19 protein-coding genes are annotated in these 21,577 nt (G+C 54.2%); 17 read left to right on the forward strand and 2 right to left on the reverse strand.

The window, feature by feature from the left end; all coding sequences use genetic code 11:
- Genes PHN51_06345 through tsaD form a run of 7 tightly spaced genes read left to right on the forward strand, consistent with a single transcriptional unit; the run spans nt 1 to nt 6,390 of the window.
- A complete protein-coding gene (locus PHN51_06345) occupies nt 1-1,515 on the forward strand; it encodes an NAD(P)H-hydrate dehydratase (protein MDD2818398.1) in 1,515 nt (504 codons plus the stop codon).
- Nucleotides 1,512-2,642: an alanine racemase gene (gene alr / locus PHN51_06350; protein ID MDD2818399.1), complete on the forward strand. Its 1,131-nt coding sequence runs from the start codon at nt 1,512-1,514 to the stop codon at nt 2,640-2,642. The genes PHN51_06345 and alr overlap by 4 nt, the downstream gene beginning before the upstream one ends.
- On the forward strand, nt 2,639-3,733 hold the full coding sequence (locus PHN51_06355) for an alpha/beta hydrolase (protein ID MDD2818400.1): 1,095 nt from the start codon (nt 2,639-2,641) through the stop codon (nt 3,731-3,733). The genes alr and PHN51_06355 overlap by 4 nt, the downstream gene beginning before the upstream one ends.
- Nucleotides 3,724-4,188: a tRNA (adenosine(37)-N6)-threonylcarbamoyltransferase complex ATPase subunit type 1 TsaE gene (gene tsaE, locus PHN51_06360; protein MDD2818401.1), complete on the forward strand. Its 465-nt coding sequence runs from the start codon at nt 3,724-3,726 to the stop codon at nt 4,186-4,188. The genes PHN51_06355 and tsaE overlap by 10 nt, the downstream gene beginning before the upstream one ends.
- Nucleotides 4,182-4,898 carry a tRNA (adenosine(37)-N6)-threonylcarbamoyltransferase complex dimerization subunit type 1 TsaB gene (gene tsaB, locus PHN51_06365; protein MDD2818402.1) on the forward strand — a complete coding sequence of 239 codons (717 nt, stop codon included), beginning with the start codon at nt 4,182-4,184 and terminating at the stop codon, nt 4,896-4,898. The genes tsaE and tsaB overlap by 7 nt, the downstream gene beginning before the upstream one ends.
- Nucleotides 4,895-5,344: a ribosomal protein S18-alanine N-acetyltransferase gene (gene rimI / locus PHN51_06370; GenBank protein ID MDD2818403.1), complete on the forward strand. Its 450-nt coding sequence runs from the start codon at nt 4,895-4,897 to the stop codon at nt 5,342-5,344. The genes tsaB and rimI overlap by 4 nt, the downstream gene beginning before the upstream one ends.
- The gene (gene tsaD, locus PHN51_06375) at nt 5,344-6,390 is read left to right on the forward strand and encodes a tRNA (adenosine(37)-N6)-threonylcarbamoyltransferase complex transferase subunit TsaD (protein MDD2818404.1); all 1,047 of its coding nucleotides are present in this window, start codon (nt 5,344-5,346) and stop codon (nt 6,388-6,390) included. Before rimI ends, tsaD begins: the two co-directional genes overlap by 1 nt.
- Here tsaD and PHN51_06380 read toward each other — a convergent pair.
- Nucleotides 6,370-7,500, reverse strand: a complete 1,131-nt coding sequence (locus PHN51_06380) for a class I SAM-dependent methyltransferase (GenBank protein ID MDD2818405.1) — start codon at nt 7,498-7,500, stop codon at nt 6,370-6,372. The two genes, tsaD and PHN51_06380, sit on opposite strands and share 21 nt — an antisense overlap.
- Nucleotides 7,501-7,627: 127 nt before the next feature.
- On the opposite strand from PHN51_06380, the gene PHN51_06385 reads away from it, so the two are divergent.
- The 8 genes from PHN51_06385 to PHN51_06420 all read left to right on the forward strand — a co-directional run bounded on the left by PHN51_06385 (nt 7,628) and on the right by PHN51_06420 (nt 16,445).
- Nucleotides 7,628-9,253 (forward strand): bifunctional diguanylate cyclase/phosphodiesterase, encoded by a 1,626-nt coding sequence (locus PHN51_06385; protein MDD2818406.1) that lies wholly within the window; start codon nt 7,628-7,630, stop codon nt 9,251-9,253.
- Between the two features lie 149 nt (nt 9,254-9,402).
- On the forward strand, nt 9,403-9,702 hold the full coding sequence (gene groES, locus PHN51_06390; protein MDD2818407.1) for a co-chaperone GroES: 300 nt from the start codon (nt 9,403-9,405) through the stop codon (nt 9,700-9,702).
- 90 nt (nt 9,703-9,792) lie between these two features.
- On the forward strand, nt 9,793-11,430 hold the full coding sequence (groL, locus tag PHN51_06395) for a chaperonin GroEL (GenBank protein MDD2818408.1): 1,638 nt from the start codon (nt 9,793-9,795) through the stop codon (nt 11,428-11,430).
- A gap of 97 nt (nt 11,431-11,527) precedes the next feature.
- Nucleotides 11,528-13,021: an IMP dehydrogenase gene (gene guaB, locus PHN51_06400; GenBank protein ID MDD2818409.1), complete on the forward strand. Its 1,494-nt coding sequence runs from the start codon at nt 11,528-11,530 to the stop codon at nt 13,019-13,021.
- A gap of 9 nt (nt 13,022-13,030) precedes the next feature.
- Complete coding sequence (locus PHN51_06405; protein ID MDD2818410.1) at nt 13,031-14,140, forward strand: GuaB3 family IMP dehydrogenase-related protein; 1,110 nt, start codon at nt 13,031-13,033, stop codon at nt 14,138-14,140.
- Between the two features lie 8 nt (nt 14,141-14,148).
- The gene (locus tag PHN51_06410; protein MDD2818411.1) at nt 14,149-14,421 is read left to right on the forward strand and encodes a CD225/dispanin family protein; all 273 of its coding nucleotides are present in this window, start codon (nt 14,149-14,151) and stop codon (nt 14,419-14,421) included.
- Between the two features lie 29 nt (nt 14,422-14,450).
- Complete coding sequence (gene guaA / locus PHN51_06415) at nt 14,451-16,016, forward strand: glutamine-hydrolyzing GMP synthase (protein MDD2818412.1); 1,566 nt, start codon at nt 14,451-14,453, stop codon at nt 16,014-16,016.
- Between the two features lie 75 nt (nt 16,017-16,091).
- Nucleotides 16,092-16,445, forward strand: a complete 354-nt coding sequence (locus tag PHN51_06420; GenBank protein MDD2818413.1) for a hypothetical protein — start codon at nt 16,092-16,094, stop codon at nt 16,443-16,445.
- A 3-nt stretch (nt 16,446-16,448) separates the two neighbouring features.
- Here the strand turns inward: PHN51_06420 and PHN51_06425 are convergent, their stop codons facing one another.
- Nucleotides 16,449-17,162, reverse strand: coding sequence for a PIG-L family deacetylase (locus PHN51_06425; GenBank protein MDD2818414.1), 714 nt, complete (start codon nt 17,160-17,162; stop codon nt 16,449-16,451).
- 101 nt (nt 17,163-17,263) lie between these two features.
- Between PHN51_06425 and PHN51_06430 the strand changes: the two genes are divergently transcribed.
- Together PHN51_06430 and pcrA are read left to right on the forward strand one after the other, a co-directional pair.
- Nucleotides 17,264-19,282 carry a hypothetical protein gene (locus tag PHN51_06430; protein ID MDD2818415.1) on the forward strand — a complete coding sequence of 673 codons (2,019 nt, stop codon included), beginning with the start codon at nt 17,264-17,266 and terminating at the stop codon, nt 19,280-19,282.
- A 41-nt stretch (nt 19,283-19,323) separates the two neighbouring features.
- A complete protein-coding gene (pcrA, locus tag PHN51_06435; protein MDD2818416.1) occupies nt 19,324-21,540 on the forward strand; it encodes a DNA helicase PcrA in 2,217 nt (738 codons plus the stop codon).
- The last annotated feature ends 37 nt before the right edge of the window (nt 21,541-21,577 follow it).

The following is a 21,577-nucleotide window of genomic DNA, read 5'->3' on the forward strand; positions in this document are numbered from 1 at the left end:
ATGATTACCCTGCACGACGTCGCAGCCATTCGAGCAGCCGAACAGGTGCACGCCGAAGAGCTCGCAAGTGGCGCGTTAATGGATCGAGCAGCGCATGGCGTTTCTGCTGCCGTCATCGACCTCTTGCAACAAGTCTTCGGCCGTGTTGTTGGAGCACGTGTGGTGTTGCTCGTTGGATCGGGCTTTAACGGCGGAGATGCACTCTTTGCTGGCGCGAAATTACTGCGTCGCGGGGTGCGGGTCGTTGCGATCACTTCATCGTCAACATTTCATGAGGCTGGAGCGCAGGCTCTCGTTGCGGCAGGTGGGTTACTGCTGCCCTGGGATGAAGATGCACAAAGCGAACTACAAAACGCAGATCTCGTTATTGACGGGCTTTTAGGAATTGGCGCAACAGGCGACCTGCGTGCACCGATGGATGAAATGGTTGCGGCCACGCGCTCAATTCCTGGCCTCATTGTGTCTGTCGATGTACCTACTGGTGTTGATGCAGACACTGGTGCGATTGCAAACGAAGTCATCGATGCAGATCAAACGGTGACCTTTGGTGGAGTGAAGCCAGGCTTACTCGTGAATCCAGGTAAAGAGTTCTCTGGGGGAGTGCGACTCGTCGATATCGGCGTCACTGATGCTCTTGAGGTGTGCGGTGGAATTCTTGATGCCAACGATGTTGCGATGTGGGTGCCTGAACCTGAAGTCAGCGATTACAAATACCGTCGCGGTGTTGTGGGCCTGCTCGCAGGTAGCGAGCAGTACCCAGGTGCCGCATTCCTGACCACGGCTGCGGCATCGTGTGCGGACATTGGCATGGTGGAGTACTTCGATCGCGGCGATGGTTTGGCTCGCGATGTAGTCCTCGCCCATCCTCCTGTTGTCACCACCATTGCAGACCCAGCATCAAACTCACGGGTACGCGCATGGGTGGTAGGCCCAGGATTTAGTGGTGCACCACATGACGATGAAGCGATCTTTGCAGTGTTGCGATGCTCAACACCCGTAGTGCTGGATGCAGGAGCGCTCACTGCGATAGCTAACAACGATGAATTACGAGCGGCAGTGATCGATCGCAATTTCCCGACCATCATCACTCCGCATGAGGGGGAATTCGCACGGTTGAGTGATGCTGATCTTGAAGTCAATCGTTTGGGTGCAGCTTATGAATGTGCGCGAGACCTGAATGCGATTGTGGTGCTCAAGGGTTCAGGCACAATCGTGGTGAGCCCTGACGGAATTCTATTTATCGATGTTCTTGGTACACCTGCGCTTGCAACCGCGGGTAGTGGCGATGTGTTGAGTGGTCTCCTGGGCGCTTTGCTAGCTGGGGCCGTGGCGCGTACTGACGAAGACATTGATGACACCACTGCCGCTGAGGTCGCAGCTGCTGCGGTGTGGCTGCACAGTGAGGCAGGGCGTTTGGCTTCGGTGGGCGGGCTGCCGGTAACAGCTACGCACATTCTTGGGGCGCTACCGGCGGCTGTTGCTGCAGTTCGGCGACCGGGGAGAATGGGTTCATGACCAGAGCACGGGCAGTTATTGACCTGAGCGCCGTTGGTCACAATCTCGCGCTCATTCGTAAGGCCGCTCCTCATTCGCAGGTGTTGGCAGTGGTGAAAGCTGATGCCTACGGCCACGGTCTGGTTCAGGTGGCGCAAGCTGCTCGAGCAGCAGAAGCTGAGTATCTCGGTGTTGCTCTGCTTCGTGAAGCCATTGAGTTGCGCGAATCGGGTGATGAAGGCCCGGTGTTGGCGTGGTTGTGGACACCAGGGGACCCAGATTTAGTTGAATGTCTCAAACGCAATGTTCAGATTTCTGTTTCATCAATGTGGTCACTGATTGAAGTGACAGAAGCAGCTGCGCACGCTAACGCTGTTGCGCGAATTCACTTGAAGCTTGACACTGGTCTTTCGCGTAACGGTGCTGACTTGTCGGAATGGGATGAACTAGTGATCGCCGCGAGAGCGCTGCAATCACGTGGGCGCATAGAAGTCGTTGGTATTTGGTCACACCTTGCCAATGCCGGTTACGAAAACGATCCGTCTGTGGCGCAGCAGCGTGAGCGTTTCCTTCAGGGGGTGGCAATAGCCAAGACTGAAGGACTTGAGCCGCAGTTACTTCATCTGGCAAACAGTGGTGGTGCGCTGGCCTACCCTGATACTCAATTCGACATGGTGCGTATCGGCATCGCAATGTATGGCGTTTCCCCACTTGATCCAGCCAGTGCGCAGCGGTTTGATCTCAAGGCTGTGATGACTTTGCATGCCAAGTTGGCGCATGTGAAAACCATCCCTGCTGGTCAATCAGTTTCCTATGGCGGAACCTGGACTGCAACGCAGCCAACTCGCATCGGGCTGGTGCCTGTGGGTTATGCCGATGGCATTCCACGGTCGGCTCAGAACGCATACGTGATGGTCAATGGCGTGCAATGTGATGTTCTTGGTCGAGTAGCGATGGATCAGTTTGTGATCGCATTGCCCGATGCGGTGGGAGATATTGCCGCGGGTGATGATGTCGTGATTTTCGGTGACGCTCACACGGGAGCGCCAACGGCTGATGACTGGGGTAGCGCCAGTAACACGATCGGCTATGAAATTGTCACACGCATCGGATCACGAATCCCGCGCGATTACCAAGGTCAAGCATGAGCCCCAGTGTTCCGGGTGTTTTAAAAATCGCTGGCGGTAGTTTGATTGCTGTAGGAACTGTCGCAGCAGGAGCTGCAATTGGCTTAGCGGTGCAGCGTCGTGTGGTTGCTCGAACTATGCATTCAGACGCTGATTGGTTCTTGCCCACCTTTACGCCGCAGGTTCATGAGTTCACTACCGGTGATGGAACCACACTGCATGTTGAAATTGATGGACTCACAGGAGATAAAAACCCACTGACGGTGATTCTGTGTCATGGGTACGCGCTGAGTTCAGCGTCGCTGGTGTTTCAACGCGCAGTGCTTGAGGATCGCGCTCGAGTAATTTCCTATGACCAACGCAGTCATGGAAAGTCAGGCAGTTCGCAGGTTGCTTTTGACACCGTTGATCAGTTAGGTCAAGACCTGAGTGAACTCATTGATGCCTTTGCACCACAAGGCCCGTTGATGTTGATTGGTCACTCTATGGGCGGCATGACCATCATGGCCTTAGCTGAACAGCGCCCCGAACTCTTTCGCGAACGAATCAAGGCGATTACCTTTATTGCAACAACGGCAGGCGGACTCACGGAAGTGACGTTTGGTATGCCTGCAGTGATGCGCTCACTGGTGCATCGAGCAGCACCAGTGATGGCATCGGCTCTGGCAAAAACAAAAGGCATTGTTGAAGTGAGTCGCCGTGCAGGTGGCGATATTTCCGAAATGATTTTCCGCGCATATTCATTTGGGTCGCGACCCTCTAAAGAAGCCAGCGCATTTGTCGCTGGGATGATCGATGACACACCAATAGATGTACTCGCCGAGTTCTTGCCAGCGTTACAAGAACACGATAAGTATGGGGTGCTACCTCAGTTTGCCAAGTGCGATGTGCTGGTTGTCGTCGGCGATGCTGACCGACTCACGCCTGTGGTGTTCAGCGAACGATTAGCTTCGGGAATTCAAGGATCCACACTCGCAGTCATTCATGATGGCGGTCATATGGTGGGAATTGAGCACCACGATGAAGTCAATCAAGTGCTCCTTGAACAGTTGCAGCGAGTGGAAGCAAGTCTTGGCAAGCAGTCACCTAAGGCAGCATCACTGTGGTCGTAGTTGAAACGCGCGAACGGATGCACGAGTTAGGTGTGCATGTTGCGCGACACCTCTTGCCAGGTGATCTCGTGGTGCTGGTTGGAGATCTGGGTGCGGGTAAGACCACGTTCACTCAAGGGTTAGGCCTTGGCTTGGGCATTTCCGATTCGATTACCAGCCCCACCTTTGTGATCGCCCGCGCTCATTTGGATGGCACCCATCCGCTTGTTCATGTTGATGCCTATCGATTGGGATCCACAGTCGAACTTGATGAGCTTGATCTTGATGCTGACATCAATACCAGCATCACCGTGGTCGAGTGGGGTGAAGGAAAGGTTGAACAGCTCGCTGATGATCGTTTAACCATTGCTATTACGCGATCAGATGATGATGATGACACGCGAACAGTCGACTTCACCGGTGTTGGCCACCGCTGGAATATGGAAGCACTCAATGAGCTGAGCGCACCATGGTGATGCTGGCAATAGATACGTCTTCTCCAGCAACTTCAGTTGCGGTGCTGGATGGTGACCTGCTTCTGGCTCATGATGTGCACGTTGATGCGCGACATCATGCTGAAGTGCTCGCAGTGATGGTGCACAAGGCACTGCAGGTTTCGGGTTCGCCAGCGGTGACCACCATCGCCGTAGGAGTTGGCCCAGGGGCCTACACAGGTTTACGCGTTGGCGTGAGTTCAGCCCAGGCGTATGGCTTGGTCTGGGAAGTTCCCGTGATTGGTGTGTGTTCACTGGATGCGATGGCGCTAGCAGCCTCTGATGCGGTTGATCAATCCTTTGCGTGTGCAATCGATGCTCGCCGCAAAGAGGTCTACTGGGCGCAATATGACGCTGAAGGTGTGCGCATTTCTGGACCGCATGTGCAACGGCCAAGTGAAATAGCCGCTGAGGTTCGATCACTTCCATGGTTCGGTGATGTCGCTCTCGAGCATTTGGAAGCTCTCCACGGGGAATTGGCAGACACTGTTGCGTATCCCGATGCGCGCGATATTGGACGATTTGCCTTGCATCACTTGCAAGCTGGCAATGTCGTGAGTGAAGCACGTGCCGAGCTTTCAACGCACGGGCACGACGACGGCGCAACCGCTCTTGCCTTGCAAGGGCAGCATCTCCTAGCGCCATATCCGCTCTATGTTCGGCGCCCTGATGCAGTGGAGCCAACCAAATGATTCTTGAACCAATGCGCTGGTGGCATATTGATGAAGTGCACGCCCTTGAGCAGCAACTCTTTCCCGTTGATGCTTGGAGCAAAGAGCAGTTCTGGTCTGAGTTAGCTCAACCAACGCGAACCTATGTTGTCGCGAAAGAAACCGAATCGATTCTTGGGTACTACGGGCTGTTTGCACTTGCGCCGCAGGCTGATGTCCAAACAATCGCGGTCAACCCGGTTGCTCAAGGCCGAGGACTAGGAGCACAGTTACTCAACGACTTGATATGTAATGCACAGAATCAAGGATGTGAACAACTCATGCTGGAAGTGCGCTCCGATAACTCAGCAGCGCTCGCGTTGTATGCACGCTTTGGATTTGAGTCACTCAATATTCGTAGCGATTATTACGCTCCTGGGGTAGACGCAATAGTCATGATCCAAAAGCCCTTGCGGATGGTGGCCTGATGAATGAGCCATTGATTCTTGGCATTGAAACAAGCTGTGATGAAACTGGCGTTGGCATTGTGCGGGGTTCAACGTTGCTTGCCGATGCAGTTGCATCAAGCGTGGAGCAGCATGCTCGATTTGGTGGCGTCGTTCCTGAGGTCGCTTCGCGTGCTCATGTGGAAGCCATGGTTCCCACAATTCAACTTGCGTGTAGTGATGCTGGAGTGAGCCTGCGCGATATTGATGCCATTGCTGTGACGGGCGGCCCTGGTCTGGTTGGTGCGCTACTCATTGGCACAGCAACGGCAAAAGCGTTAGCAAGCTCGTTGGGCATTCCGTTGTATGCAGTCAATCACCTTGCCGGTCATGTGGTTGTCGATGAACTCGAACACGGGCCACTACCTGAAACAGCGATCGGCATGTTGGTCTCAGGAGGTCATTCTTCTTTGCTGCTTGTCCGAGATGATGCTGAAAATGTGACCTCCCTTGGCGCGACAATTGACGATGCTGCGGGTGAAGCCTTCGACAAGATCGCAAGAATTCTCGGTCTGCCGTTCCCCGGCGGTCCATGGATTGATAAATCCGCTCGAGATGGTGATCGCGACGCAATTGCCTTCCCGCGTGGGCTCACTGCGAGTAAAGATCTGATTGAACATCAATACGACTTTTCATTCAGTGGTCTCAAGACTGCTGTTGCTCGATGGATAGCGCAGCAGCAGAAAGCTGGCAATGCAATTTCGGTCCCCGACGTTGCGGCATCTTTCCAAGAAGCAGTGGTCGATGTGCTGACGAAGAAAGCTGTTGCTGCGTGCAAGGAATATGGAGTTGAACACCTCGTGATTGGGGGAGGTGTGGCAGCCAATAGTCGACTTCGTGTGCTGGCGCAGGAGCGCTGTGATGCTGCGGGTATTGTTCTGCGGGTGCCAAGCCCAAAGTTGTGTACCGATAACGGCGCAATGGTGGCGGCTCTTGGCTCAAAGCTTGTTCGGCAAGGTGTGGCACCAACGCCCTTGGGTTTTCCAACGCTGTCGGTCATGCCTGTCTCAACCGTCGTGATGCACTAACACTGTTGTTCGCGCTCCTCGAGCAGTCGTGATCACTATCGTTCCCGGAGATCCGGTTGGGAGTTTCAATTCCTTGCGAAGGGCATCTGTATTGATGTTCATGCCTTTGCTTTTGATAGTGATGTCACCGACATTGAGATTGACCAGCGACTTTCGCAACGCTTTGATGTCGTTGGGCAAGGTGTGTAATACCTGATAGCGACGCACCATTGGGTGGGTGACGGGTTCATGGGAAGTCAGCCAATTGGAATCAGCATCAATGCGTTGAAGCCCACTGAGTGCGTGGCAGAAAACATCGAGTAGTTGAGCATTAACTAGGCAAACATCGGGTTCATAGAGGAACGTCAGTATTGGAGAAATTTCTGCACTTACGACTCCACTACCGCTGAAGTCAGTTACCTGCTCATCAATCAAGCGTGCGGTGCGCAATGGGCCATCACTCCACGAGAACACCATGGCTTCAACGCCATCGCGGTGCATAGAGGTCCAGATGCCTGACCACCCAGAGGGAAGAAGGGTGGGAGAAAAGCCCGGCGCAACTTTTGCACAGACTCGTATTCCGCGCTGTGCAAGTGAAGTTACAAATGACCACGAAGGCGACCAGCGTTCTGGATCGCGCTCTGGATGTGCGCGTGAACCATCAAGAGTGCGTCGCCCGCTACGCCGTGCAGGGTCAACGAACACCACATCAGAAGACGACAGTTGTGGAAGTAATTCATCAATCAATGTGACGCTGTCACCTTCGATGATCGTTGCTTCAGGAGCGTTCGCTCGTAGGTATGCAGCTGTTACTGGATCGCGTTCGATTGCGATGACATTGAGGCTCTGTTCAATGAATGCGCGTACATCAAACCCCAGACCAGCTGACATGTCGATCACAGTGTGAGCGCCAATGTTCTTTATGAGTTGCGCACGGAACGTTGCCACTTCTGGCCGAGTGCCTTGTTCGAGCCCGTCGCGCGTCAGTAAGAGGGCAGTGGCATCGATTCCATAGCGATCTGATGCCAGAGTAAACAGCGTTGCTTGGTCTAAAGCGGCCGCGATCTGATCAGCGGCAAGTTCGGGGTGAGCCTTGCGAAGTGCAGTGTTCGCAGCCAGTGGATCGGACAATTGTCCGGACAATAGTTGTATGGCTTTTGTCCGGACACGTTGTCCGTGCTCAGAAGTGATCCACACGCCGTCATCGTTCCACGCGTTCTGTCTGGCTTTCAACGGGCGGGGGTGGCAAACTTCGCAGGTGCCAATTGAAGAGACCCGCCTGGATGTAGTTTTCGGGCACCTTCATGAAGGTGTGCTGGTCGAAGATGAATCGCGACATGTGAAATTCGCGAACAAGGCCTTCACGGACATTTTCATTCCGGGCTTAGATCCCGAACTCATGGTGGGTAGCGATTGCGATGCATCAGCAGTAGAAACAGCTGCAATGTTTAAAGAGTCACAACAATGGCTAACTGAAACGCGCGCAATTGTGGCCGGACAAACGTCGGTTAGTAATGACGAATGGGAAACCGTTGATGGTCGCTGGCTACAACGCGACTATCGCCCTCGAGTAAAAGACGGCCAAGTGTTCGAACATATTTGGTTGTATCGCGACGTTACGCGGCAGCATGTGCATTCAGATCCTGTCGGAGTTGATTCCTTTAGTTCTGAACGCACGGGGCTTCGTGACTGGGCTTCGGCGATTAAGCGACTTGGTGACCGCGCAGAATCCCTTGGCATCATCAATCAAGGCGCAATGGTGTTCGTCAAGGTGCTCGATGTTGATCAACTCAATGCCGAGTTTGGTTACGACGGAGGCGATCGCCTCATCACTTCAGTGCTGGAAGAGCTCCGAAGTGAGTTTGGCGAAGCAAATGTCGAACGCCTTAAAGGAACGGTTTTTGGAATCATCACAACCGAAACAGATCCGGCATTGTTAATTGAGCGAACGCGCAAGTTACTGGATCCGACTCGTCCGGTTGGCGATCACTTCGTTTCTTTACATACACAAATTGGTGTTGCCACAACTGAGACCGTCGGTGATTTTGAATCGGGTCGCGAGATGTTTGAAAGTGCGCGACTTGCAGTGCGCCAGGCCAAAATTCGCCACAGTGATCTAGTTCTCGATGCTGCGATGCGCAGTTATGCACGAGTGCGCACAGAGCTCACAGCCCGCATTGATGAGATGTTGGCTGGAAATGAATTCTGCTTGTACTACCAGCCGATCGTCAGTCTGGATGATCAACGGGTGCTCGGTTTTGAAGCGCTTGTGCGATGGGTGCATCCCGATCGCGGTGTCATTCCAGCGTTCGAGTTCATAACCGCGGCCGAGGAAACAGGCGTGATCGCAAAAATTGACCGGTGGGTCATTCGCGAGGCCTGTCGTCAGGCAGCAGTACTGCTCACTGAGCCTGGGCAAACCGTTGCAGTAAATGTCAGTCAAAAAACTTCGCTTACTCAACACGATTACATCGGTGCCGTGAAGTCAGCGCTTGCTGAGTACGCAGTTGATCCTGCTCAGATGGTCATCGAGGTCACCGAAACCGCGATTGCTCACGATCAAGGTGCCTTCCATGAACTCATCAGTGCATTAAGGGCGTTCGGCATCAAGATCAGCATTGATGACTTTGGTGCGGGCTCATCAACCTTGGCAATTCTTAAAGACATCCCGTTTGACCGACTGAAGTTGGACCGATCTTTCACGGCGGATATCAGCGAGCCGCGGGCGCAGGAGCTCATTCGCGTAGGGGTAGCGATTGGGGAGATCTTCGGTGGCCAGGTGATCGCTGAGGGAGTGGAGACCCAAGAGCAGGCGGAACTCCTCCTGGACTGCGGAGTCGAGATTGGGCAGGGCTGGCATCTGGGCATGCCGCAACCTCTCTGAGAGCGAACACGGCATGCTGGCACTCGACTTGACGGAGTGCTAACCGCCGGCGTAGATTCTGTTCTGGCACTCCCCACCGGGGAGTGCCAAAAGACCTAACCGTTTCGCCCCCTAAAAAGGGCCTCACCGACTATCCGGAGGACGTAACCGTGTCGGTCACAATTAAGCCCCTTGAGGATCGCATCCTCGTTCAGACACTCGAAGCTGAGCAGACCACTGCATCAGGCCTCGTTATTCCAGACACTGCGAAGGAAAAGCCTCAGGAAGGCACCGTTATCGCAGTAGGTCCCGGTCGTTTTGACGACGCTGGCGCCAAGCGCATTCCGCTTGACGTCAAGGTCGGCGACGTTGTGATCTACAGCAAGTACGGCGGCACTGAAGTGAAGTACAACGGCCAGGAGTACTTGCTGCTCTCAGCCCGCGACATCCTCGCAATCGTCGAAAAGTAAATCTCTTCGCGAAGCGCCCCGATCCGGCCTACCGGGGCGGGGCGCTTCGTTCATAGCAATCCAATGCAATCCATTTGGGAGTGAACACGCATGGCAAAGATCCTGGAATTTGATGAGGATGCTCGTCGCAGCCTCGAGCGCGGCGTAAATGCCCTTGCTGACGCAGTCCGCGTCACCATTGGTCCAAAGGGCCGCAACGTCGTTATTGATAAGAAGTGGGGCGCTCCCACCATCACGAACGACGGCGTCACGATTGCTCGCGAAATAGAACTTGATGACCCGTACGAAAACCTCGGTGCCCAGCTGGCCAAGGAAGTAGCAACCAAGACCAACGACATCGCAGGCGATGGCACCACCACTGCAACCGTGCTTGCACAAGCAATGGTTCGCGAAGGTTTGAAGCAGGTTGCTGCTGGCGCATCACCAATGGATCTCAAGCGCGGTATCGACAAGGCTGTGAAGGCCGTGTCCGATGCGCTGCATGAGGCATCCCGCCCAGTCAATGGCAAGGAAGAAATTGCCAACGTCGCGACTGTTTCCAGCCAAGACCGCGAAATCGGTAATTTGATTGCTGACGCATTCGACAAGGTCGGCAAAGACGGCGTGATCTCAGTTGAAGAATCAAGCACCACTCAGGTAGAGCTTGAATTCACTGAAGGCATGCAGTTCGACAAGGGTTACATCTCTCAGTACATGGTCACCGATGCAGAGCGCATGGAAGCAGTGCTTGAAGATGCACGCATCCTGATCGTTCAGGGCAAGGTTTCTAGCGTCCAAGAGTTGTTGCCATTGCTTGAAAAGGTTATGCAGACCGGCAAGCCACTGTTGATCATCGCTGAAGATGTTGAAGGCGAAGCACTTTCAACCCTCGTGGTGAACCGTATTCGTGGCACCTTCGCATCAGCAGCTGTGAAGGCTCCTGCTTTCGGTGATCGTCGCAAGGCAATCCTCGAAGACATCGCAACGCTCACCGGCGCACAGGTTGTTGCTCCAGAAGTTGGCCTGAAGCTAGACCAAGCTGGTCTTGAGGTTCTTGGCTCAGCTCGTCGCATCGTCATCACCAAGGATGCAACCACCATCGTTGATGGTGGCGGCGACTCAAGTGCTGTTGCCGATCGCATTGCTCAGTTGCGTCGTGAAATCGACACCGTTGATTCCGATTGGGATCGCGAGAAGCTTCAAGAGCGTCTTGCCAAGCTCAGCGGCGGCGTTGTTGTGATCAAGGTTGGCGCACACACCGAAGTTGAACTGAAAGAAAAGAAGCACCGCATCGAAGATGCAGTGTCAGCAACTCGCGCTGCAATTGACGAAGGCATTGTTTCTGGCGGCGGCGCTGCACTCGTGCAGGCAGTCACTGTACTCAAGGGCAACCTTGGCCTAGAAGGCGACGAAGCAACTGGTGTGGGCATCGTTGCTCGCGCAGGCCTGGAACCACTTCGCTGGATCGCAGAAAACGCAGGCGAGCAGGGCTACGTCGTGGTCTCTAAGGTCCAGGAACTTCCTGTGGGCCAGGGCTACAACGCAGCCACTGACACCTATGGCGACCTCATCGCTGATGGCGTGATCGACCCAGTCAAGGTGACCCGTTCAGCTCTGGTCAACGCGGCTTCAATCGCAGCCATGCTCCTCACAACCGAGGCCCTCGTGGTCGAGAAGCGTGAAGAGCAAGAAGATGCCGGTCACGGTGGACATGGCCACAGCCATGGCCCAGGTGGGCACGCGCACTAGAGAAAAACCTCACACTGAAGGCGGCTTCCTCACGGGAGCCGCCTTCAGTATTTCTAGGGTTGGTTTGAGCACTCCACGAGGCCGGTAGCCTTAGCCCATGACTGGCGGAGTGGCTGACAAGTTCGCATATTTGGGTTTGACCTATGACGATGTGCTGCTGTTGCCAGCCGAGTCCGATGTGGTTCCAAGCGAGGTCGACACCACCTCACGCGTGTCTAGAAATATCAGTGTGAAAGTGCCGCTGATTTCTAGTGCCATGGACACCGTTACCGAAGCGCGTATGGCAATCGCCATGGCACGGCTTGGTGGCGTCGGTGTGCTCCACCGCAACCTTTCCATCGAAGAGCAAGCCCTTCAGGTCGATATGGTCAAGCGCAGCGAAGCTGGCATGGTGAGCCACCCTGTTACCTGTTTGCCGAATGACACACTTGAAGATGTTGATCGCTTGTGTGGACGTTTCCGCATTTCCGGTGTTCCTGTCGTTGATGCCGACGGAATTCTCGTGGGTATCGTGACCAACCGCGACATGCGTTTCGAAGACAACATGCAGCGTCAGGTTCATGAAGTGATGACTCGCATGCCACTCATCACCGCACCAGCCGGTATTGATCCAAATGATGCACTCAACATTCTTGCTTCGCACAAGGTTGAGAAGCTGCCGTTGGTTGATGAGAGTGGTCGCTTGCGCGGATTGTTTACGGTCAAAGACTTTGTCAAGACGGACAAATACCCAAATGCAACAAAGGATTCAGTCGGTCGCTTAGTTGTTGGTGCTGCTGTTGGTGTTGGTGAAGACGCAGAGCGCCGCGCGAAATCTTTGATCGAAGCAGGCGTTGACTTTTTGGTTGTTGACACGGCTCACGGTCACTCACGCGCAGTCGCAGACATGGTGCGTTTACTCAAAGGTCAAACGAGTATTGACATCATCGGCGGCAACGTTGCAACTCGTGAAGGTGCGCAAGCACTCATCGATGCAGGTGCTGATGGCGTGAAGGTTGGTGTTGGCCCAGGATCCATTTGCACCACTCGTGTAGTTGCCGGCGTTGGTGTTCCTCAAGTCTCAGCAATTTACGAAGCATCCCTTGCTGCTGGTCCTGCAGGCGTTCCTGTCATTGGTGACGGTGGGCTTCAGTACTCAGGCGATATCGCTAAAGCACTTGTTGCTGGCGCAGATGTTGTAATGCTCGGATCATTGCTCGCTGGTACTGAAGAAGCACCAGGAGACGTGGTGTTCATCGGGGGCAAGCAGTTCAAGTCTTACCGCGGCATGGGTTCCCTTGGTGCAATGCAGTCTCGTGGCGAAGCGCGCTCGTACAGCAAGGACCGTTACTTCCAAGACGATGTGCTCAGTGACGACAAGCTCGTCCCTGAAGGCATTGAAGGATTGGTCCCTTACCGCGGGCCACTGACCGCGGTTGCTCACCAGCTTGTTGGTGGCTTGCGTGCAGCAATGGGTTACTCAGGAGCGCAAAATGTTCCTGAGTTGCATGCACGTGGTCGCTTTGTACGTATTACTTCCGCAGGTCTACGTGAATCACATCCACACGATGTGCAGATGACCATTGAAGCTCCGAACTACACCGGTCGATAAGGAAACCAAGTGGACACCATTGAGATTGGTGGGACCAAGCGTGCCCGCCGTGGCTACACCTTTGATGAAGTAGCGATTGCTCCAAGCCGACGCACTCGTGACCCTCAAGGTGTTTCCACTAACTGGAACATTGATGCGTACCAGTTCAAATTGCCATTCATTGCAGCACCAATGGACTCCATTGTTTCGCCAGCGTCTGCCCAGACTCTGAGTGAGCTTGGCATGTTGGCAACCTTGAATGTTGAAGGCCTTTGGGGTCGTTATGAAGACCCAACGAAGTTGCTTGCAGAGATTGCTTCACTTCCCGCAGAGAAAGCAACCAAGCGCCTTCAGGAAATTTACGCAGCAGCGACAGTAAATCCAGAGCTTGTTGCACAGCGCGTTGCTGAACTTAAAGCAGCGGGCATCACCGTTGCCGTTGCAGTAAGCCCGCAGGCAACAGCTGCTCTTGCTCCTGTTGTTTCAAAAGCAGGCGCTGATCTCGTAGTGATTCGTGGAACCACAGTGTCCGCGGAGCATGTCACGGCCGATGGTGAACCGCTGAACCTCAAGCAGTTCATTTATGACCTTGATGCGCCAGTGATCGTTGGCGGTTGTGCGACCTACCAAGCCGCGCTGCACTTGATGCGTACAGGAGCAGCTGGCGTACTCGTGGGCTTTGGTGGAACATCAGACTCAACAACTTCTGACGTCCTGGGTGTCCGTGTGCCTATGGCAAGTGCGATCGCTGACGTAGCTGCAGCTCGTCGCGATTACCTTGACGAATCAGGTGGCCGTTATGTGCATGTAATTGCCGATGGTGGCCTTGGTCGAAGTGGCGACATTGTGAAGGCATTCGCTTGTGGTGCTGACGCGGCAATGCTCGGCTCTGTACTTGCCCGTGCAACTGATGCGCCAGGCAATGGCACGCACTGGGGCGCCGAAGCCTGGCATCCACATTTGCCTCGCGGTAAGCGCAACACCTTGGAGCAGTCAGGCACCTTCGCTGAAGTTCTTCATGGTCCTAGTCGCCAAGCTGATGGCACGATGAATATTGCTGGTGCACTGCGTAAGGCAATGGCAACCACGGGCTACAGCGATCTCAAGGAATTCCAGCGCGTTGAAATGGTCATTGGTTAATCACGACCATGGATGAAGTGGAAGTAGTCGCAAACGCTGCGCCACGCACCTACCTCTGGTGGGCTGTCGCGGCAACCGCGTTGTGCTTCTTTCCGCTTGGCATTGTGGCGTTGATCTTCTCGATCAAAACAATGGCTGCTGTCGATCGAGGCGATCTTGACGCTGCAAGTAGGTCAAGTAATTTGGCTCGTCGATGGCTCAAGATCACCGTGATTTTAGGTGTGGTGATTAATGGCCTCATTTTGGTCATCTTCGGTTTTATGGGTGCGTTTAGTTCGTAAGTTTGTTCCTTCAACGTTAGGCAATACAGGTGAGTGCACAGCCAACAGTTCTCGTCGTTGACTTCGGTGCGCAGTATGCGCAACTCATTGCTCGCCGCGTGCGCGAAGGCAAGGTGTATTCCGAAATCGTTCCGCACACCATCACTGCGGCAGAAGTGCAGGCGAAAGCCCCATCTGCCATCGTGTTGAGTGGTGGGCCTTCATCTGTTTATGACGAAGGTGCACCTTCTCTGGACCCAGCGATTCTTGAACTGGGTGTTCCAGTATTTGGCATTTGCTACGGCTTCCAAGCAATGGCTCAAGCACTTGGTGGCACGGTAGAAAACACTGGCGGTCGAGAATATGGCCGTACTCCGCTCACGGTGAGTGCATCAGGAAAACTTTTCGAAGGAATCCCAGCGACCCATCAGGTATGGATGTCACATGGCGATGGCGTCAGTGTTGCGCCTGAAGGTTTCACGATTGCCGCAAGTACGCCTGGTGCACCCGTTGCCGCCTTCGAAAATCTTGAACGAAAAATGGCAGGCGTTCAGTATCACCCAGAAGTGCTCCATAGTGAGCATGGTCAAACCATCCTCGTGAATTTCCTGCGCAACATTGCAGGGCTTGAACCAACCTGGACCATGTCGAATGTGATCGACGAGCAAGTTGCAATCATCCGCGAAAAGGTTGGCACTGGCCGAGTTATCTGTGGTCTATCCGGCGGTGTTGATTCAGCTGTTGCTGCAGCATTGGTGCATAAAGCAGTAGGGGATCAGCTCACCTGCGTGTTCGTTGATCATGGTTTGCTTCGTAAGGGTGAAGCAGAGCAGGTTGAAGAAGACTATGTAGCAGCTACAGGTATCAAACTCGTTGTGGTGGATGCAAAAGAACAATTCTTGAATCACCTTGCAGGAGTGATTGATCCAGAGCAGAAGCGCAAAATCATTGGACGTGAATTCATTCGCGTGTTCGAGGCAGCAGAGCGTGAAGTTATTGCTGAGGCTGGCGCATCGGGTGAAAAGGTTGAGTGGTTGGTGCAAGGCACTCTCTACCCAGACGTTGTTGAATCGGGTGGTGGCACCGGAACTGCCAACATCAAGAGCCATCACAATGTCGGCGGCCTGCCTGATGATCTTCAGTTCAAACTGATCGAACCATTGCGCACCTTGTTCAAGGATGAAGTGCGCCAAGTTGGTCTTGATCTTGGTTTGCCTCCAGAGATTGTTTGGCGTCATCCCTTCCCAGGCCCGGGCCTAGCGATTCGAATTGTCGGCGCGATCGATGAAGATCGTCTTGAAATTCTGCGCGATGCTGATGCAATTGCGCGTGAAGAGCTCACGGCTGCAGGTCTTGACCGTGATGTTTGGCAGTTCCCGGTGGTGCTGCTTGCCGATGTGCGCTCCGTTGGCGTGCAAGGTGACGGCCGAACCTATGGTCATCCAATTGTGTTACGCCCGGTCTCGAGTGAAGATGCGATGACTGCCGACTGGTCGCGCTTGCCATACGAGGTACTTGAACGAATATCTACGCGTATTACCAACGAAGTGCGCGAAGTGAACCGAGTGGTGCTCGATATTACGAGCAAGCCGCCGGGCACTATTGAATGGGAGTAATTCAGCGAGTCTCAACACGGATGTTGTTGTGTCAAGTTAACAAGTGAACGCTGTTTGAACCATTACAGTCAGTCTATGGAATTCATTTTTAATCTCATTGTTGTTCTGCACTTTGTGGGTCTGGCAAGTTTGCTCGGTGGCTTTATCGTGCAAATGAAGAGCCCAGATAAAGGCGTCAACCCAGCGATGCTTCATGGCGCACTTACTCAGTTAGTCACTGGCGTTTTGATGGTGGGCATCGTTGAGTCAGGCGCGCTCGACGAAGAAGAGCCGTTGAACATGAGCAAGATTGGTACCAAGCTCATCGTTGTTTTGATCATCACAGCCCTTGCTTGGGTAGGTCGCAAGAAGCCTGCGCCACAGGTTGGGCTGTGGGGCGCTATCGGTGCACTCACCTTGTTGAACGTGGTGCTTGCAGTTTTCTGGTAATCCTTAAGGGATTTGAACCTTTAAGAACCCTTCAGCGAGGCGGCCTTCTGCAAAGTCGGCCGCCTTTGCTGTGCCTGCATTCCAACCGCGAATGAAGTCATCGAATCCTTCAATGTGCGCTGTTTGACTTTCATGGGCCTTGAGGGCAGCGAGTTTGCGATCGAAATGATCAGTGATGTCGATGTAGTGATCGAGATTTGGTCCAGCCATGACCCAGACGTGATGCACGGTCCAAGGCTCCAGGCCTTCATCGTCAAAGAGCGATGTATGTGCGAACTGATTGCGCGCATCGGGGTAGATGGCAAAAATCGCCGCTTCGCCTGCTGCGAGATGATCGGGGTGTGAAGCGGGCATGCGAGCCCAATTGCGTTCAGGAGACTGAATGATCATCAGTTGAGGACGCACCTGACGAATGACCCGGCTGATGTCGCGGCGTAAATCATGGGTAACTGTGAGCTCGCCATCCGTGTATCCCAGGAAGTGCAGATCGGTGACGCCGAGGATGGCAGCGGCCGCGGTTTGCTCAGCTTGGCGGATTTTGGGGATCTCGGAGCGGGGAACATCAGGGTCAAAGCCGCCGGCATCGCCATTAGTCGCGATGCAGTAACTCACCTGGATGCCAGCAGCGGTCAAGGTAGCGACGGTGCCAGCAGCCCCGAAGTCCACATCGTCTGGATGAGCAGTCACCACAAGAACGCGTTCAATTCCATCCAGCATGAGCAACTCTTTTCTCCAATGTGACCCCGATCACATGATTGAGGCCTAAATCCCACTCGTCACATTCGTCACATGGGCCACTTTCGTGACACCATAGGCGGGTGCTTCCCCGCCACGGGCATTTTGCCCTGTCTACTCGACGACGCCCTCATGGCGTTCGCGCGCTGACCTCGGCGGTTCTGGCAGCAACGTTACTCGTCGCGACCGCGCCGTTGGCGCAAGCGGCCGATTCTGGGTGGACTTCGAACAACTGGACAGGTGTCGTTGGCGGACCGCCTGTTCCGGGTGTGGGGCTACCCGCGGCACCAGTGCCGACGAATCCCGCGCCCGTGGCGCCCGTGGTCGACATTGCTCCTACCTATGAAGGCCAACAAACATGTGACCCAACAATCAAACCCGGTGCCCAGCGTGCAGCGGATTTGATCAAAGCCACGTACGGCGCAAGTCAGACCGTATGGATTCCGCGCGGGTGTGATGTTGGCGATCAAAGCGAGCACAAAGAAGGTCGTGCACTCGACTGGATGACTGATGTACGCAAAGCCCAAGAGCGCTCTAATGCTGAGACGTACTTGGCCTGGTTGCTTGGACCTGATGCGGCAGGTATTCCTTATGGCAATGCGATGCGTATGGGTGTGATGTACATCGGTTGGAATGATCGCATTTGGCGTGGCTATGACGTCAGTCGCGGCTGGACCGAACTTAAGGGTTGTTTCTCAAAACCAGAACCGTCATCTGACACCACGTGTCACCGTAACCACATTCACATTTCGTTTACTTGGGACGGTGCGGCGGGCACCACTTCCATGTGGACGGGAAATCCAATCACAGCGCCCTACTGCGCTCGCGCAAGTTCTGGTGCTAGTACGAAATATCCAGAAGCCCGAGGCGAACTCATTCCTGTTGGCCCAGTGCGTGTATTGGATACACGCGCGGGTCTTGGTGTTGCGCAACGGTGCAGGCTTCAACAAGATCGATGGACGGGCGATTCACATCGCCTGTTCCCAAAGATCGCTGGCGTAGGTGGTCTTCCACCAAACAACGTTGGTTCAGTGCGCGTGCGTGTTACCGCGCAGGGATCGAACGCAAAAGCAACTGTTCGCGTGTGGTCTCCCGGTCAAGATAAGAGTCAGCCACTATTCGAAGTCGGCATGAATTCAGATGCCAGTGCCGAAACCACTGTTCCTGTTTCGACTGACGGCACGATTGCCATTGCCACATCAACGGGTGCAACTGACGTTGTTGTAGAAGTGTTGGGCTACTACAAGGCTGATGCCACAGGTGCAGCTGCAGCGCTACCAACAACGACGAGCGGTTCAACGCCTATGGGCGCGGTGCCGGTATTCACGCCAACACCGAATGCGACAGTGACGAAGGCGCCAGAAAAGGCGCCAGCGCAAACCATCACTCCAGCGAGCCCGCCGCCACTTGAACCTGAACCAAGTGAATTCCAGGCGCTTGGGTCGATCGTGGGATTTGAAACGACGAGTGATGCACCAATTCAAGCGGGTGAATCTCGAACGATTTCGCTGGCTGGTCTTCCAACAACCGCGCGAAGTGCGGTGGTGTTCGTGACCACCAAGGAAGCCGAGAAGAAGGGTTTCCTTCGGATTGGGCGTTCGACCGCAACTGAATCCTTAAAGGTGAAGTTCCCAAAGACTGCAATGAAAAAGGCAGTCATGATCGTGCCGGTTAACGGCAGCGATATGACATTGAGTGCATCGCCTTCCTCTGCTGTGCAGATACGCGTTGAAGTGCTTGGCTTTGGAACAAGTGATACGCCGCCAACAGTTATCCCAATGACACCGAAATTAATGATGCAGGGCACGGTCGACCCGGCAACACCACAGTTATTCAAGGCAGCTCGCCAGTTCGGCCTTCCGGGGATGAAGAAGCTCAAAGCAGTGTTGCTGCGCGTACAGACCAAGAAGGCAACGGCCGATGGCACGTTGGCGGTATATGCATCAGGTGGGCAGTCCCCAGGTACGCGATCAGCACCAGTGATGGCCAACGCCAAATATGCGGCGCTTGTGCTTGCGCCAGTGGGTGCTGACGGCAAGATTCAGGTGAGTTCCACTGTTGCTACCAAGTTCGTTGCCACGCTCGTGGGGTACGTGAAGTAACGCCTGCCGAGTTCGTCAGTCACGACGCGTACGATGCATCGGTGACTTCAACAGTTGAACTTCTCGATGGCCTCAATGACGCACAACGAGCAGCTGTCGAACATCGCGGAGGCCCGCTACTGATCGTGGCAGGTGCCGGCTCAGGGAAAACTCGGGTACTGACCCGCCGCATTGCTCATCTTCTTGCTACGGGCGATGCTCGCCCGGGAGAAATCCTGGCGATCACCTTCACGAATAAAGCCGCTGGCGAGATGAAAGAACGCGTGGCCGAGCTCGTTGGCCCATCGGCGAAGTCCATGTGGGTGTCGACCTTCCACAGTGCTTGTGTTCGGATCCTGCGCGCTGAGTCCAAGCGACTTGGCATCTCAAGTAGCTTCACGATTTACGACCAACAAGATGCCTTGCGTTTGATGACATTGGTCATTCGCGATCTTGATCTGGATCCCAAGAAGTTCACGCCTCGTAGTTTCCTTGCGCAGGTATCAAACCTGAAGAACGAACTGATCGACGAAGAAACCTATGCAACGCGCGCAAGTAATCAAATGGAAGAAACGCTCGCGAGTGCCTACCGGATGTATCAGGAACGTTTGCGTCGTGCGAGTGCTTTTGATTTCGACGACTTGATTGGCAGCACTGTTGCGCTGCTGCAGTTGTTCCCGGACGTTGCCGAGCACTATCGCCGACGTTTCCGTCAGATCATGGTTGACGAGTACCAGGACACTAACCATGCCCAGTACCAGCTCGTAAAAGAGCTCGTTGGACATGACACTGAAAACCTCAAGGCTGGTGAGCTGTGTGTGGTGGGTGACGCAGATCAGTCGATTTACGCCTTCCGCGGAGCCACGATTCGCAACATCGAAGAATTCGAACGCGATTACCCGAATGCAAAAACAATTTTGCTCGAGCAAAATTACCGATCTACCCAAACGATCCTGACGGCTGCGAATGCGGTCATTTCGCGCAACCAGAGTCGTCGTGCCAAGAATCTGTGGACTGATGCTGGTGATGGGGAGCGCATCGTTGCTTATGTTGCCGACGATGAACATGATGAAGCGTCGTTCATTGCTGGCGAAATTGATTTGCTTACCGATCATCACGGAGTGAAGCCAAGTGATGTTGCGGTGTTCTATCGCACGAACGCCCAATCGCGTTCGGTTGAAGATGTGTTTATCCGTGTAGGCATGCCTTACAAGGTTGTCGGTGGGGTGCGCTTCTATGAGCGCAAGGAAGTCAAAGATGCCATCGCATATTTGCGTGCTCTTGCAAACCCTGCAGATGATGTTTCGTTACGCCGAATTTTGAATGTTCCCAAGCGAGGCATTGGCGATCGCGCTGAAGCAATGGTCGAAGCCTTTGCGCAAAGAGAACGCATCACCTTCTGGGAAGCACTTGAGCGGGCTCAAGAAGCGCCAGGTATGGCAAGTCGCTCGATTAGCAGCATTGCGCCATTTGTAGAAATGATGCGCAGCCTGCGCACACTTCTTGAATCAGGTTCTGATGCGGCAACAATTTTGCAGGCGGTATTCGAGCAATCGGGTTATGTCAAAGAGTTGACCCAGTCCAGTGATCCACAAGATGAGGGCCGCTTGGAGAACTTGGCTGAGCTTGAATCGGTGGCGCAGGAGTTTGTTGACGATAACCCTGAGGGAACACTCGTGGATCTCCTTGAACGCATTGCATTGGTAGCCGACGCTGACCAGATTCCTGACGGTGAAGGCGGTGTGGTCACCTTGATGACCCTTCACACCGCAAAGGGTCTTGAATTCCCCGTGGTGTTCTTGACGGGCATGGAAGATGGCGTCTTCCCGCATATGCGCTCATTGGGTGACAACAAGGAACTTGAAGAAGAGCGTCGTTTGGCCTACGTAGGTATAACTCGTGCACGCGAGCGGCTCTATCTCTCTCGTTCGATGATGCGTTCAGCTTGGGGTGCGCCCTCATACAACCCGGCATCACGCTTCCTAGATGAAATCCCTGAAGAGTCATTGAATTGGCGTCGTGAAGAGCCGGTGCGTCAGAGTTTCATTCCGTCTACGGCCTCACGCAACAGCAGTGCGCTTCGCCTCGGTGATCGCGTGGTCAATGCTGGCCCGGTGCTGAACCTTTCGGCAGGAGATCGCGTCACGCACAGCAAGTTCGGCTTGGGCACCGTGGTCAGTACTGCCGGCAGTGGGGAAAAGGCCGACGCAACCATCGACTTTGGGTCAGCAGGCGTCAAGCGTTTATTGCTGCGCTACGCACCTGTTGAAAAACTTTAAATAGCAAATATGCGTATTTAAACAGTTTAAATCTGCA

This window comes from Candidatus Nanopelagicales bacterium (genome assembly GCA_028687755.1).
Taxonomy (GTDB): domain Bacteria; phylum Actinomycetota; class Actinomycetes; order S36-B12; family S36-B12; genus UBA11398.

Coding starts and splice junctions, on each gene's coding strand:
- rimI (MDD2818403.1), top strand. CDS start 4,895: ATGATTCTTGAACCAATGCGCTGGTGGCATATTGATGAAGTGCACGCC.
- guaB (MDD2818409.1), top strand. CDS start 11,528: ATGACTGGCGGAGTGGCTGACAAGTTCGCATATTTGGGTTTGACCTAT.
- PHN51_06345 (MDD2818398.1), top strand. CDS start 1: ATGATTACCCTGCACGACGTCGCAGCCATTCGAGCAGCCGAACAGGTG.
- PHN51_06355 (MDD2818400.1), top strand. CDS start 2,639: ATGAGCCCCAGTGTTCCGGGTGTTTTAAAAATCGCTGGCGGTAGTTTG.
- tsaB (MDD2818402.1), top strand. CDS start 4,182: ATGGTGATGCTGGCAATAGATACGTCTTCTCCAGCAACTTCAGTTGCG.
- tsaD (MDD2818404.1), top strand. CDS start 5,344: ATGAATGAGCCATTGATTCTTGGCATTGAAACAAGCTGTGATGAAACT.
- alr (MDD2818399.1), top strand. CDS start 1,512: ATGACCAGAGCACGGGCAGTTATTGACCTGAGCGCCGTTGGTCACAAT.
- PHN51_06420 (MDD2818413.1), top strand. CDS start 16,092: ATGGAATTCATTTTTAATCTCATTGTTGTTCTGCACTTTGTGGGTCTG.
- PHN51_06410 (MDD2818411.1), top strand. CDS start 14,149: ATGGATGAAGTGGAAGTAGTCGCAAACGCTGCGCCACGCACCTACCTC.
- groL (MDD2818408.1), top strand. CDS start 9,793: ATGGCAAAGATCCTGGAATTTGATGAGGATGCTCGTCGCAGCCTCGAG.
- PHN51_06425 (MDD2818414.1), bottom strand. CDS start 17,162: ATGCTGGATGGAATTGAACGCGTTCTTGTGGTGACTGCTCATCCAGAC.